At 43.0% G+C, this 13102-nt stretch carries 10 protein-coding genes; 6 read left to right on the top strand and 4 right to left on the bottom strand.

Features of this window, described 5'->3' with window-relative positions; all coding sequences use genetic code 11:
* Positions 1–13: 13 nt before the first annotated feature.
* On the top strand, positions 14–1081 hold the full coding sequence (locus HYG89_RS09925; RefSeq protein ID WP_178867324.1) for a DUF1176 domain-containing protein: 1068 nt from the start codon (positions 14–16) through the stop codon (positions 1079–1081).
* Positions 1082–1412: 331 nt separating this feature from the next.
* Here HYG89_RS09925 and HYG89_RS09920 read toward each other — a convergent pair whose 3' ends face one another.
* Both HYG89_RS09920 and HYG89_RS09915 read right to left on the bottom strand, forming a co-directional pair.
* Positions 1413–2348 carry a tRNA-dihydrouridine synthase gene (locus HYG89_RS09920; RefSeq protein WP_178867321.1) on the bottom strand — a complete coding sequence of 312 codons (936 nt, stop codon included), beginning with the start codon at positions 2346–2348 and terminating at the stop codon, positions 1413–1415.
* Between the two features lie 316 nt (positions 2349–2664).
* On the bottom strand, positions 2665–3474 hold the full coding sequence (locus HYG89_RS09915; protein ID WP_178867320.1) for an inner membrane protein YpjD: 810 nt from the start codon (positions 3472–3474) through the stop codon (positions 2665–2667).
* A gap of 139 nt (positions 3475–3613) precedes the next feature.
* Between HYG89_RS09915 and ffh the strand changes: the two genes are divergently transcribed.
* On the top strand, positions 3614–5023 hold the full coding sequence (ffh, locus tag HYG89_RS09910) for a signal recognition particle protein (RefSeq protein WP_096902093.1): 1410 nt from the start codon (positions 3614–3616) through the stop codon (positions 5021–5023).
* 139 nt (positions 5024–5162) lie between these two features.
* On the opposite strand, the gene HYG89_RS09905 is transcribed toward ffh, so the two are convergent.
* Positions 5163–5903: a type III pantothenate kinase gene (locus tag HYG89_RS09905; protein ID WP_178319266.1), complete on the bottom strand. Its 741-nt coding sequence runs from the start codon at positions 5901–5903 to the stop codon at positions 5163–5165.
* On the bottom strand, positions 5900–6667 hold the full coding sequence (locus HYG89_RS09900; protein WP_178867319.1) for a biotin--[acetyl-CoA-carboxylase] ligase: 768 nt from the start codon (positions 6665–6667) through the stop codon (positions 5900–5902). The genes HYG89_RS09905 and HYG89_RS09900 overlap by 4 nt, the downstream gene beginning before the upstream one ends.
* A gap of 28 nt (positions 6668–6695) precedes the next feature.
* On the opposite strand from HYG89_RS09900, the gene HYG89_RS09895 reads away from it, so the two are divergent.
* The 4 genes from HYG89_RS09895 to HYG89_RS09880 all read left to right on the top strand — a co-directional run bounded on the left by HYG89_RS09895 (position 6696) and on the right by HYG89_RS09880 (position 12970).
* Positions 6696–7505, top strand: a complete 810-nt coding sequence (locus HYG89_RS09895) for a sulfite exporter TauE/SafE family protein (RefSeq protein WP_004972366.1) — start codon at positions 6696–6698, stop codon at positions 7503–7505.
* A gap of 219 nt (positions 7506–7724) precedes the next feature.
* The gene (locus HYG89_RS09890; RefSeq protein ID WP_004972365.1) at positions 7725–8420 is read left to right on the top strand and encodes a GntR family transcriptional regulator; all 696 of its coding nucleotides are present in this window, start codon (positions 7725–7727) and stop codon (positions 8418–8420) included.
* Positions 8421–8430: 10 nt separating this feature from the next.
* Entirely contained in the window at positions 8431–11895 is a 3465-nt protein-coding gene (gene smc / locus HYG89_RS09885) for a chromosome segregation protein SMC (protein WP_178867318.1), read from the top strand.
* Position 11896: 1 nt separating this feature from the next.
* Positions 11897–12970, top strand: a complete 1074-nt coding sequence (locus HYG89_RS09880; RefSeq protein ID WP_178867317.1) for a cell division protein ZipA C-terminal FtsZ-binding domain-containing protein — start codon at positions 11897–11899, stop codon at positions 12968–12970.
* Positions 12971–13102: the final 132 nt, after the last annotated feature.

The following is a 13102-nucleotide window of genomic DNA, read 5'->3' as shown; positions in this document are numbered from 1 at the left end:
AGTTGCGAAGATTATGAATTTCAAATGCAATCTAAAAATATTACTGGCGATCGGTGGTTTGTTGGGTAGCGTAAATATTTTTTCAGCACCCATTACTGCTGAAAAAATGATTGCTGCAAGCCAGTCGACTGCTTTGCAAGGACTGTATTTTCAGCATCAAGATTGGGAGTTGGCCTGTGATAATACAGGAACCTGCCGTGCCGCAGGCTACCAAAGCGATGATGATTTTGAACAACCGATCAGTATGTTATTGACCCGTCAAGCAGGTGCAAAGAGTGCTGTACAAGGGCAATTGCAAATTCAAGAAGATATTGCTCAAGCGACTTTATTTTTAAATGGACGCACTTTGCAACAATTAAACTTTCATGAAAGTATCGCCAATTTATCTGCTGCCAGTGTGCAAAAGCTGTTGGCGCAGGCGCGTCAGCATGTCGTGATCGAGTTAAAACATGGTCAACAACGCTGGAAATTGTCTGATGCAGGCATGAGTGCAGTGTTGCTAAAAATGGATGAATTTCAAAAACGTGTGGGTACAGACTCCGCAATATTGGCAAAAGGCAATCAAGCATCCACACAGGTCTTAAAAGCGCAAGCGATGCCTAAAATTAACATTCTCATGCAGCCTCAACACCGAACCGCCAAAGCACAGGTGCTTACCGCGGCCAGTGCAGAAAAGTTATATCCAATTTTACAAAAAACCGTAGATCGTGAAGATTGTTATATGCTGTTTGAACCTGAACAAGCAGAACAGCAGATTCATACTTATCCCTTAAATCAAGATAGCGTGTTGGTTGAGGCAAGCTGTTGGCGAGGGGCTTATAATTGGGGTGTGGCTTATTGGGTTATGGATAAAAAACTGCAAAAGATACAGCAATTTGTAACTGATTCTGCTTCAGAATTTAGCAATGGACAGATTTTTGCCTATCAAAAAGGGCGTGGAATTGGCGATTGTTTCAGTCAAATTGAGTGGGCGTGGAATGGTCAGCAGTTTGTCAAAAGCTATCAATTCGATGCAGGACAATGCAAAGGTTTTGCAGGCAGTGCATGGGAAATGCCAAGCTTTGTCAGCAAGGTTGAATAGCCGATATTCACTAGGGGCTTTTGACATTTCATAAATGGCTTGCGCTGTAGGCTAAAACTGAGCAGATCAGGCATGAAACGCAAGTAATAGCGAGACTATTGCTAAGTTTCATAACACAATCTGAGAAAGTTTTAGCCACAGCCTTTCAGGGCGAGCATATTTTTTGCTGCTATTGCGTTATGTGCCAGTCATTTAGAATGACTAAATTTCCTGTCCCATGCCTTATATCAGCTAAAAAATATGCATCGCCGCAAACATAGACGAATTGTCAGCAGACCCTAATAAAAGCTGAAATTTTTTAGATGAAGCTTGAGTTTGATGGATTCAATGTTTAAGTCGTGTGCGCGACTAATTTTTCAATGATTTCATCCAGCTTTTTCAGACGCCTGATTTCATCCCACAAAGCTTTGGCTTCGGGATAATGTTTCGACATCATGCCGAGCCATTGTTTATAACGTCCCAGCATCCCAATTTCTGTTTTGGCAGGGCCGTGAATAAAGCGAATTTGTAGTTGCAGCAAATCTTGCCAACTCAGCAAAGGCAGGTCTGAATTTTGACGAATACATTGGGTCAAATCTGGGGTGGTGACCGCACCACGACCAATCATCAAATCTTCACAGCCCGATTCTAACTGGCATTGTTTGGCATCGGCATTGTTCCAAATTTCACCATTGGCGATGACGTTAATCTTCAAGGCTTCACGAATAGGACGTAGCTGATCCCAAAATGCGGGAGGCGTATAGCCATCGGCTTTGGTACGTGCATGTACTGTAACCCATGCTGCGCCTGCATCTTCAATGGCGTGCGCATTTTCTAGCATGAAGTTCCGATCCATATAGCCTAGACGCATTTTGGCGGAAACTGGAATATGAGCAGGAACGGCATCGCGAACCGCTTTAACCAGTTCATATACTACTTCGGGTTCATCGAGTAAAACTGAACCGCCACGATGCCGATTGACTGTTTTGGCAGGGCAGCCAAAGTTCATATCAATTGCAGGTGCACCCATAGCCGCAACTTTGGCTGCATTGGCGGCTAACATTTCAGGATTATTCCCCAAAAACTGAACATGCACAGGCGTACCTGCCGCAGTTTTGCCATTGGTGAGTAGTTCTGGGCAATAGGTGTGGTAGATATGGTCTGGCAAAATGCTGTCTGTGACCCGAATAAACTCTGTTACACACCAGTCAAAACTGCCTACAGACGTGATTACATCACGCATGATGGGGTCGGTTAAGCCTTCCATGGGTGCAAGAATCAGTTTCACAAGATGCTGCCAGTTCAAACAAAAGTGGAGTTATACGTTTTTTTCTGTGGGTTGTCTAGGAAAAGGGTTTTGAATTGAAGTGGTTGTAGCTAAGGTTCTGGTATTTAAGCTGTTTTATTTGACACAGTGATCTGTATCTCAAGTTTTATCTAGTCCATGCAGTTGATGTGCATCCTAGACTAGATCTTTTAATTGAGTTCTTACATCGTTAGAAATCATTTAAATGATTGGCTTAATTTAAACAGCCCATTCCCCCTCGACTATGCTATTAAATAATTGATCATCCTACACTTTGAATGAGCAAAATAAAAACACCTTACTTACTCAAAATCATTTCCAACACAAATTTAGAACCAATAAAACCGAGCGCCAATAAAAAGAAGCCAATAATGGTAAAGCGAATCGCTTTTTGTCCACGCCAGCCAAACTTATAACGCCCAAGTAACAACGACCCATAGACAAACCAAGAAATAATACTAAAGGCAGTTTTATGTGCTAAATGCTGTGCAAAGAAATGTTCTACCGTAAAGAAACCAAAACCTAGTGCGACTGTGAGTAAGGCAAAACCTGCAATCAACATATCAAACAGCAAAGATTCCATATCTTGCAAAGACGGCAGCAAATTTACCCAAACCCGACGTTTTTGTTTGTTTTTCAGTTCGCGGTTTTGAAACCACATGAGCACGGCATGAATGGTCGCCATCAACAATACGGCATAAGCAGACAGCGATAAAATAATATGAATATCTAAACCAATCGAGTTTTGGTTAATAAATAAATTATGTTGGCTGAATGAAAAACCTGCAATTAAACCCACTGCTGCTACAGGAATACCAATCAAATTTAGCGCAATTACAGGTCGGTAACTGCTGAACAGCAAGCTCAATAACAACATTAAACCCGCAGTAAATGACATTAGGTTAAACACGTTGTAGTTGACACCCATCGGCGTGCACATATCGTTATACAACACGGCAGCATGCAGCAATAAGCCCAAACTGAGCAGAGAACGAATAAACCAGTGATTTGGCGCACGTTTAGACATTAAATGTGAAAATAAATACCAAAAAGAACTGGTATAAGCGATTAATGCTAAAATCGTATAAACCAAGGGGAGACTGATCATGTCAAACCTTTTTCAGGATGATGAATATTCATTTATATAAATTCGATGCGAACTACAGTATCCTATAGCATCTTGTGCATAAATTTTCTATTTTAAAGAAACATTTTTTTGCTAATGGCTATTTTAAGCGGAATTTGCAATGTTTGATACCTTAACAGAACGACTCACGCAGAGTTTAAGAAATGTTACTGGCTCAGGGCAGCTAACCGAAGACAATATTAAAGATACGTTACGTGAAGTACGTATGGCACTTCTTGAAGCCGATGTGGCGTTACCTGTAACTCGTGAATTCATCGCGAAAGTTAAGGAAGAGGCATTGGGTCAGGAAGTGATGACTCAGTTATCCCCTGGTCAGGCGTTCGTCAAAATTGTCTATGACGAACTCACAAAAATGATGGGCGAGGCCAATGAAAGCCTTGACCTTGCTGCCAAGCCACCGGTTGTGGTGTTATTGGCAGGTTTGCAGGGTGCGGGTAAAACCACCACTGCAGCAAAATTGGCACGTTTCTTACAAGAACGTCAAAAGAAAAAAGTGGCGATGGTGTCTGCCGACGTTTACCGTCCTGCGGCAATTAAACAGCTACAAACGGTTGCAGGCGAAGTTGGCGCAATTTTCTTTGACTCGAATGCCAATGAAAACCCTGTTGATATTGCCAACCGTGCCATTGAACAGGCAAAAATTCAGTTTGCTGATGTGTTAATTGTCGATACTGCAGGTCGTTTGCACGTCGATGATGACATGATGGATGAAATCAAGGCATTACATTCAGCGATTAAACCGACTGAAACCTTGTTCGTGGTCGATGCCATGACGGGTCAGGATGCGGCAAATACAGCCAAAGCCTTTAATGATGCCTTGCCATTAACAGGTGTAATCCTTACTAAAACTGATGGTGATGCGCGCGGTGGTGCAGCACTTTCAGTTCGTGCGATTACGGGTAAACCAATTAAATTCTTGGGGATGGGTGAAAAACTCGATGCCCTAGAGCCATTCCACCCAGAACGTGTTGCACAACGTATTTTGGGCATGGGTGACGTGCTGTCTTTGGTCGAAGAAGTTGAACGTAAAATCGACAAAGAAAAAGCCGAAAAAATGGCGAAAAAACTGCAAAAAGGCGGCAGCTTCAACTTTGAAGATATGCTGATGCAGTTTGAACAAATGAATAAAATGGGCGGCATGATGGGCTTCTTAGACAAGTTGCCTGGCATGAGCAACTCAGGTATTCAAGATGCAATTGCGCAAGCCAATCCTGAAAAGCAAGTGAAAAAGATGGAAGCGATTATCCAGTCGATGACCATCAAAGAGCGTCGTAACCCAGACCTGATGAATCCAAGCCGTAAAAAACGTATTGCTGCGGGTTGTGGTATGGATGTGTCGGAAGTGAATAAGTTGATCAAGCAACATGCACAAATGGCAAAAATGATGAAAAAATTTGCCAATCCATCGGGCATGGCAAAAATGATGCGTTCACTGGGCGGTTTACAAAAGCAATTTAGTGGCGGCGGTATGGGCCCATTGTTTGGTGGCAACGACCCAACTAAGAAATAATTGTTTTTAAAGCATCTTAGAATCTAAGTGTTAAAAAAGCAGGCGCATAAAAATGAGCCTGCTTTTTTTTGTTTTTTTATTTGCAGATGACAGCTACACCGAAAGACTGATCAGCGTAGATGGACGCAATGTTTGGTTTTTAGTGCACTCCATGCGTTGCATACTGAATATAACGCTGCAAACCTTTGAGCAATAAATCTTGCTCGACTTGCGGTTGATATTGCTGCAAGAATTTGGCAAACAGCGGTGCATCGCCACCCGTTAAAATCAGTTTACGTGGTGACTGTCGAATTACATGCTCAATGGTGCTGAGCAAGCCGAGTAAAATACCATGATGAACAGCATCAATGGTGCTGCGTCCTGGGGTGAGTTCATCAAATGCAGCATCGGGAATTTTAATGCCTTTGGTGTTTTGAATCAGTGCATCACGTTGCAAATATAAGTTCGGTAAAATATAGCCGCCTAAATGCGTCAGTCCATCCGCCAAATCAATAGTCAGCGCCGTACCACAACTAATGACACAATAATTTTCTTGTGGGTCATTTGCCACGGCAAGCACTTGCAGCCAGCGATCTATCCCCAGTTGTTGAATATCATATTCACAATGCAAACCTGCATAATCTGCATGCACTGTGGCATAAATCACAGGCACATTCAGGGTTTTTAAAATCAAGTGAATGCGTTGATTATTCTTCTGATCTTGTACCGATGACACGCCTACTTTATGCACATTCAGACTTTTAAAGTGTTGAATCAAACCCAGCAACAAATCGGCAGGAGATTGCAAATGCAATTCTGCTTCATGTTCGATGATGCGGTCTTGTTCTGTGACCCAATATTTCAGGCGGGTGTTACCAATATCTAGCCATAAATTTTTCATGAAGATGACTCGGCATGATCGATAGGGCGTAAACGTCCCTGATAAAAAACTTCAAGCCCTTGTGCCGTTTCAATTTGCACTGCGCCATCATCCTGAATGCCTAAAAAAGTACCCTGACAAGTACCTTTAAAATGTTCAAATTCAACTTGTTGTTGCATAAATACGGCATGATGATTGAAGCGAGATGCCAAATTATAGCAATCGTGATTAAACCAGTCGCAGGCTTGTTGAATGGCAAGATAAAGCTCTGCGATCAGGCGCACACGATCAATAGATACCAAACCCAGTTCGGTTAAAGATGTGGTTTTTTGATCAATAACTGCTGAGCTGACAGGTGCAAGATTAAGCCCAACCCCAACAATGACTTGCTGTGCAGAAATTGGCTCAATTAAGATGCCGCCCCATTTGCCTTGCGGGCTGTATAAGTCATTTGGCCATTTTACTTGTAGATTCAGCGCCTGTAGACTCGGCATTTGCAAGATATTTAACGCAATTTCTAAAGCCAAACGCCCATTTACAGGTGTTCGTAAATTTAGCAATGTGCTTAAATAGATGTTCCCTTCGGGTGATACCCATTGCCGTTGACGTTGTCCTCGACCATGCGTTTGTCTGGTACTGCATACCAAGACACTCTGCACACCTTTTTGTGCAATTTCCCGTACATCATCATTGGTGGAAGTGGTAATCGGCTTCAGGATGAGTACTTCTGGAAGCTGTCCTGCTTCTGTGAGTTGTTGTTGCAGTTGTCGGGTTTCTACATCCATACGAATTTACAAATAGTGGAATATATTTATGGAGTTAATCATATATTTATTGATTGGTGCAATTGCTGGATTTGCAGCAGGGCTGTTTGGCGTGGGCGGCGGCTTAATTATTGTGCCAATTTTATATATTGTGTTCACTCAACTCAATTATGACCCATCGGTGTTAATGCACATGGCGGTGGGGACATCATTGGCAACCATTATTGTAACTTCGATCAGCTCGGTTACGGCACACCATAAAAAAGGTGCGGTGATGTGGCCTGTATTTCGTAATCTTGCGCCTGGTTTAATTGTGGGTGCATTTGTTGGTGCAGGTATTGCCGATTTCCTTTCGGGGCAAGGCTTACAATTATTAATTGGCGGTTTTGCACTGTGGGTGGCTTTTAAGATGTTTAGAGGCGCAAATATTGCGGTTGATCCTTCACATCATTTGCCTTCAACTGCAAAGCAAGTCATGGCGGGCGGTGGGATTGGCATTGCCTCTGCAATTTTTGGGATTGGCGGTGGCAGTTTAACAGTGCCGTACTTAAACCGTTACGGCGTGGTCATGCAAAAAGCGGTAGCAACCTCAGCCGCTTGTGGTTTGCCAATTGCGGTGGCGGGCGCATTAGGCTTTATGTGGTTTGGTAAGCAAGCCGAAGTTGCAGTACCCAATACCATTGGTTATATCCACATTTATGCATTTATAGGCATTAGTGTGATGAGCTTTATTACTGCCAAAGTTGGTGCGAAAGTGGCACATTTGTTATCGCCAGCGATGTTGAAAAAATGTTTTGCCTGCTTGCTGACCACCGTTGGCTGTTATTTTGTATATCAGGGTATGCGAGTATTTTTCTAAGTTGAGTCGCTATTTTCTTTGTTTTAAGCCATGTAAAATTGGCTCTAGCGCCATGAAATTGTCGGACAATGTCATGGCGTTGTGATCTGTTTCGCAGTAAAAAGAAAGATGCTTGTATCGGAGCTATGCTTGCAGTCGAAGGATGATCCTGAGATGTCTTAAATGAGAGTAGCTCCGAATTTTCATCACTGCATCTTATAAAAACAAGATAGGAACAGTATGCAACAACAAGAATCAGAAAGTTTATCGGAACAAATTGCCCGACACATCGCAGAACAGATTATTAGCGGTGATTTGGTTGAAGGTGAGCGTATTCAGGAATTGCGCATCGCCAAAGAACTGGACGTGAGTCGTGGTTCGGTACGTGAAGCGCTGTTGTTATTGCAACGTACTCATCTGATTGAAATTTTTCCACGTCGTGGTGCAATTGTGTCGGAAATGTCGGCACAGCAAGTCCGAGCTTTGTTTGACAGCAGCAGTTTGTTATTGGGTTATATTGTGCAGCGTATTGCGGACACGTGGCGAATGCATGAAGCCGAAGCCTTACAACAACTTTTGCTGCAACTGGCAGAGCAATGTCGCTTGGGCAATACTGAAAAGTTTTATGATTTAATTTTTCAATATCTGGCACGGCAGCCTGATATGGTGGGAAATTTATATTTAATGAAGTTCTATCAAGAGTTATTGCCATCGTTAAGACGCAGTTACTTTTTGACCTTAAATACTTCGCGTCGGGAGTTACAAGAATCTTTTGAATTATTTAAACTGGTGAGTGATGCAATTTTAAGCAGAAAATCACAACAAGCCACTTTATTTATGGAAGATTTTTGCCGACACTTGCGCAACTTGGTGTTGGAATCTCTGACCCGTATGAAACAGATCGAGCTTGCATGGGCAAGACGTTCACGCCGTTAATTGGGACATTATGCGTTTAAGCAGTTTAAAACTTTCTGGCTTCAAATCTTTTGCCGACAGTACGACCTTACATTTTAAAGCCAACCGTACCGCTGTGGTGGGGCCGAATGGTTGTGGTAAATCCAATGTGATTGACGCCATTCGTTGGGTGATGGGCGAATCTAGTGCGCGCCAGTTGCGTGGCGGCAGTATGCAGGATGTAATTTTCACAGGAACTGCCAAACGCAAACCTGTAGGTGTAGCCAGTGTTGAACTGCGTTTTGACAATACCTATGGCAAATTGGGCGGTGCTTATAACGCCTATAATGAACTGTCGGTACGTCGGCAGGTCAACCGTGATGGTAAGTCTGAATATTTTTTAAATGGAACCAAGTGTCGTCGTCGTGACATCACCGATATTTTTCTGGGTACAGGTTTAGGCCCGCGTTCTTATGCAATTATTGAACAGGGCATGATTAATCGTTTGGTTGATGCTAAACCTGAAGAAATGCGGGTGTTTATTGAAGAAGCGGCAGGCGTGTCACGTTATCAGGCGCGTCGTCGTGAAACCATGCTGCATTTGGATCACACCACGCAGAACTTGGCGCGTTTGGAAGATATTGCTTCAGAACTAAAATCGCAATTAAAAACCTTAAAACGTCAGTCAGAAACAGCAATTCAATACAAAGCGCTTGAGAGCGAAATTCGCACCATTAAAGTCGAAGTGTTGTCTTTTCAGTGTGAACAAAGTGCACGTTTACAGCAAGAATATACCCTGAGTATGAATGAGTTAGGGGAAAGTTTTAAATTGGTGCGCTCTGAGCTGACCACTTTGGAACATGACTTAACTGCGACCAGTGAGTTGTTTCAGCGTTTGATTCAGCAATCGACACCGCTACAGCAAGAATGGCAACAGGCAGAAAAGAAACTGGCTGAACTCAAAATGACACTGGAACAAAAACAAAGTCTGTTTCAGCAAAATACTGCAACCTTATCGCAGTTAGAACAACAAAAAGCACAAACCAAAGAGCGTTTGCAGTTAATTGAATTGCAGCTAGAGACTTTGTCCGATCAACAAGATGAACAGCAGCGTAATGTGCAGCAGCAAGATCAGTTAGCGCAGCAACATCAACAGCAGTTGCAGGATTTAAAAGCCCAGCAAAGTGGTCAAACCGAGCAGTATGCACAAATCAAGGCACAAGTAGAGCAACAACAACAAAAACATGTGCAAATGCAGGCACAAAGTGAGCAGCTTGCCAAAAACATCAGCCGCATTGAACAGCAAAAACAAACCTTGACTCAGCAATTTGCTCAGATTCAGCAGCAGGATGGGCAAGACAACCTGCAGCAATTACACGATGAAAAGCAGCGTTTGCAGATGGAATTGGGCGTTTCAGAACAGCGTATTCAGGAAACTACGCTGCAACTGAGTACCTTGCAGGCACAGTATCAAGCGCACCAAACCCAGTGTGCAGCGCTGAAATCCGAAATTCAGATTTTGCAGTCTGAGCAGAAAAATCTAAATCAATTGCTTATTAAGCAAAGCCCCAAAGTGGCAAACGATGTAGTGCAGTTGATGCAAGTATTACAACTTGCAGATACAGCCAAAGCACATGCCAGTTTGATTGAAAAGTTTTTATCTAAATGGCTGTCTGCACAGCTGGTCGATTTAAATAGTACCTTTCAGGACAGCTGCGCACGTCAGTTAAAAGTTAATGCTGTTATAGATCACCAAACATCGGCCATGCAATTGTCTGGCTGTGAATGTTTAAGTGACTGGATTACTGCACCACAAAGTTCTTTATGGCAACAGGTTGCGATTGCAGAAAATTTATCACAGGCTTTTGCTTTGCAAGCGCAATTGCAAGCAGGGCAATCTATTTTAAGTTTAGATGGTTATCATGTTGGCCCTGATTGGGTGATTGGGCTGTTTTATGATGAAGCCGCGCAGGCGGGGCAAGGGGCGCTCAGCCATCGGATTCGTTTGGATGAAATTGAGCAGGCGTTGACGCAGCAACTGCCACAATGTGAGCAAGCAGAACAGCAACTGCCTGAGTTACAGCAACAAGTACAACAGTTGCAGCAGCAATTACAGCAGCAACAGCAGACACTGAAACAGCAGCAACAGGCTGTGCAGGCCGTGGATGTGCAAATTGCGAAAGCTGAAAGTGCAGCGCAGGCCTTTGCTTTACAGCAACAGCAATTGCAGAATCAATTGGCACAGTTAGATGAGCAACTTGAAGAAGATGCCATGCAAAAAGATGATCTGGAAATTGATTTGCATGCTTTGGCATTTAAACTTGAGCATGCTTTGCCGCAATATAAAACTTTGCAATTTCAGGTCGAGCAGCTGAACGAGCAATTTGATACAGCACAACAATCATTTCAGCAGCAGCAACAAGAGCTAGAGTTACTGCGTCGTCAAGCAGTGCAAACCCAGCAGCAGACTGAATTATTGGAAAAAGATGCCACCTTTTTAAAAGCACAATATCAACAGATTGTAGCGCAAATGGAACAAGCCAAAAAGTTTGTTGATCCAGTCCAACTAGAATTACCTGCGCTGGAAACTCAGTTTTCTGAGCAACAGCAACAGACTGAAAAACTGCAAAAAACTTGGTTGGAATGGCAAGTAGAATTGAACAGTGTGCAGTCCAAACAGCAGCAATTGACCGAACAGCGCCAGCAACAGCAGCAGCAAGATGAGCAGCTACGTGCACAGCTTGAAGAAAAGCGTTTGGCGTGGCAGTCGGCCAAGTCGGACTATCAGCATTATTCTGAACAGTTAAAAGATTTAAACAGTGAAATCATTACCGGTTTACAGATAGATGTCACCGCACATCAGCAGAAACTGGCGAAAGCGCAGCAGCAGTTTGATAAATTGGGTGCAGTCAATTTGGCAGCATCGGAAGAATATGAAGAAGTTTCCACACGTTTTGCGGAACTGAGCCATCAAATTGAAGATTTGGAAAATACTGTATCGCAGTTGCAGGCGGCCATGAAAAGTATTGATCAAGAAACTCGTAAATTGTTTATGAGTACTTTTGATCAGATCAATGCCGAATTGCAGGACCTGTTTCCAAAAGTCTTTAATGGCGGTGAAGCGAGTCTGAGTTTGGAAGATGATTGGCAGTCTGGGGTAAAATTAATGGCACGTCCACCTGGCAAGCGCAACAGCTCCTTAGCTTTACTTTCTGGTGGTGAAAAAGCACTGACTGCGTTGGCATTGGTTTTTGCAATTTTCCGTTTAAATCCAGCGCCATTTTGTGTACTCGATGAAGTTGATGCACCGCTAGATGATGCCAACGTAGGACGTTTTTGTAATTTAGTAAAAGAACTTTCTGAACAAGTCCAATTCATTTACATTACACATAATAAACTTGCTATGACGATGGCAACCGACCTCTTAGGTGTTACCATGCTTGAACCGGGAACCTCAAAATTAGTAACCGTAAATTTAGAAGAAGCCGCAGAATACGGCCTAGTCGCGGAGGCATAATATGGAAATCACCACAATCGTTGGAATTGTCATCGCTATTATTATCATGGCGTTTGGTTTAAAAATGATTCTGAAAAAACCAGCAGATTCAGCGCCGTCATTGGACTCTGAATTGCAGTTTAATGCAGATAGTCAAAAACCAATTATTCCACGGCATGTACGTGATCAATTGCAGAGCGACGCCACTCCAGTTCGGGTAGAGCCGACTTTGACTGCAGATGCCGTTCATGAACCCCCAGTTTCTGCCAAGACTGAACCACAGGCATTTTCTGATGATACTGCAGATAAAAGTACTGAAGCGACTCAATCTACGGCAAATCTACAGACCGATGTGTCAGCTCAAGATGCCTCTGAAACGACTGCTCAGGTAACGACTGAAACAGCGCCAGTAACTGCCGATGTCGCTGAGCCAAGCACTGCAACAGTATCGACCACATCTAACACGACCGAATATTCATTGTCAGATGAAATTCAACAGGTCATTGCAGAAACTGAGCCAAACACCAGTGAACAGGCCAAAACATCAAATGAATACAGCCTGAATCAACACATTGAAACTGCGGAAATTTCAGAATTTAACGAAGAAAGCAGCATTTTAGATTCGCACTTGCATGAACAAAAAATCATGGATGAAGAAAGTGCTTTGGCCACAGCGGAATCTTTTATTGCGCTGAATGTATTCCCAGAGCGTCGCATACTTTCGGGTGATAAGGCCTTAAAAGTATTGATGAAATACGGTTTGCGTTTTGGTGAAATGTCATGTTTCCATCGTTATAACGAAGATGGCACTAAGCTATTATTTTCTGTGCTACAAATTAATGATGAAGGCGCAGATGGCTTTGATTTAGAAACGCTATCGACTGAACAGGTTAAAGGTTTGGCATTTTTCCTCGCTTTACCGCATAGCGATGTGCAAAATGCTTTTGACACCATGGTTAGTATTTCGGGACTGATTGCGCGTGAAATTGATGGTACGGTCTATGACCAAAACCATTTGGAATTTACCCCACAATTACGTGAGCACTGGCGTCATCAAGCGATTGATTATCGTGCTGGTCAGGCAAGTCATGCCTAGAATTGCGATCTCGTACTGGGTATAAGCTACGTCAAGTGTTTGGCAATTGAACTGAGTGCAGTAGGATAAATTGCAACTTTGCAGCCGCATTTTTATAATGTGCGCAGCAATACAAGCTGTAGCATGCGCTAC

Source organism: Acinetobacter sp. SwsAc5 (genome assembly GCF_013391485.1).
Classification (GTDB): Bacteria; Pseudomonadota; Gammaproteobacteria; order Pseudomonadales; family Moraxellaceae; genus Acinetobacter; species Acinetobacter towneri.
The sequence above is the reverse complement of the archived record's forward strand: the minus strand, read 5'-3'. Positions and strand labels throughout refer to the sequence as shown.

Excerpts from the sequence above, each read along its gene's own strand:
- HYG89_RS09895 (WP_004972366.1), top strand. The coding sequence starts at position 6,696 with ATGGAGTTAATCATATATTTATTGATTGGTGCAATTGCTGGATTTGCA.
- HYG89_RS09925 (WP_178867324.1), top strand. The coding sequence starts at position 14 with ATGAATTTCAAATGCAATCTAAAAATATTACTGGCGATCGGTGGTTTG.
- HYG89_RS09890 (WP_004972365.1), top strand. The coding sequence starts at position 7,725 with ATGCAACAACAAGAATCAGAAAGTTTATCGGAACAAATTGCCCGACAC.
- smc (WP_178867318.1), top strand. The coding sequence starts at position 8,431 with ATGCGTTTAAGCAGTTTAAAACTTTCTGGCTTCAAATCTTTTGCCGAC.
- HYG89_RS09880 (WP_178867317.1), top strand. The coding sequence starts at position 11,897 with ATGGAAATCACCACAATCGTTGGAATTGTCATCGCTATTATTATCATG.
- ffh (WP_096902093.1), top strand. The coding sequence starts at position 3,614 with ATGTTTGATACCTTAACAGAACGACTCACGCAGAGTTTAAGAAATGTT.
- HYG89_RS09900 (WP_178867319.1), bottom strand. The coding sequence starts at position 6,667 with ATGGATGTAGAAACCCGACAACTGCAACAACAACTCACAGAAGCAGGA.
- HYG89_RS09915 (WP_178867320.1), bottom strand. The coding sequence starts at position 3,474 with ATGATCAGTCTCCCCTTGGTTTATACGATTTTAGCATTAATCGCTTAT.
- HYG89_RS09905 (WP_178319266.1), bottom strand. The coding sequence starts at position 5,903 with ATGAAAAATTTATGGCTAGATATTGGTAACACCCGCCTGAAATATTGG.